The organism is Bacillus sp. LR--39, from assembly GCF_053613335.1.
The window spans coordinates 1-628 of sequence record NZ_JBSIOT010001105.1 but is presented as its reverse complement, the minus strand read 5'-3'; the positions used below and the strand labels follow the sequence as shown (position 1 = coordinate 628).

General features: G+C 44.4%; 1 protein-coding gene. It reads left to right on the top strand.

Annotated features, from left to right (window positions below; translation table 11 throughout):
- On the top strand, nt 1-628 hold a 628-nt coding region (locus ACWHAR_RS28740; protein ID WP_452088654.1), incomplete at both ends, for a deoxyribonuclease IV.

Here is a 628-nt window from a genome sequence, read left to right as displayed (position 1 = left end):
GCAAGCCAGGAAGCAGTCTCTTATGGGGCGAATACGTTTATGATCTATACAGGCGCACCGCAAACTACGCGCCGAAAGAAAATTGAAGACTTAAATATAGAAGCAGGCCGGGCACATATGCAAGAAAATGGCATTGACGAGATTATCGTACACGCGCCTTATATTATTAATATTGGCAACACGACAAATCCGTCCACTTTTGAGCTGGGTGTTGATTTTCTTCGTTCAGAAATTGAACGGACAGCGGCCATCGGAGCGAAGCAAATTGTCCTTCATCCTGGCGCTCACGTAGGGGCAGGAGCTGAAGCCGGCATCAAAAAAATTATTGAAGGCTTAAATGAAGTGATTGATCCGAATCAAAATGTCCAGATTGCATTAGAAACAATGGCTGGAAAAGGATCAGAATGCGGCAGAAGCTTTGAGGAGCTTGCGCAGATTATCGAAGGCGTTACACACAATGAGCAGCTGTCAGTGTGCTTTGACACGTGCCATACACATGATGCCGGGTATAACATTGTCGAAGACTTTGACGGAGTGCTAAATGAGTTCGATAAAATCATTGGCATTCACCGTATTAAAGTGCTTCATATCAATGACAGCAAAAATGTCAAAGGTGCGAGAAAAGACC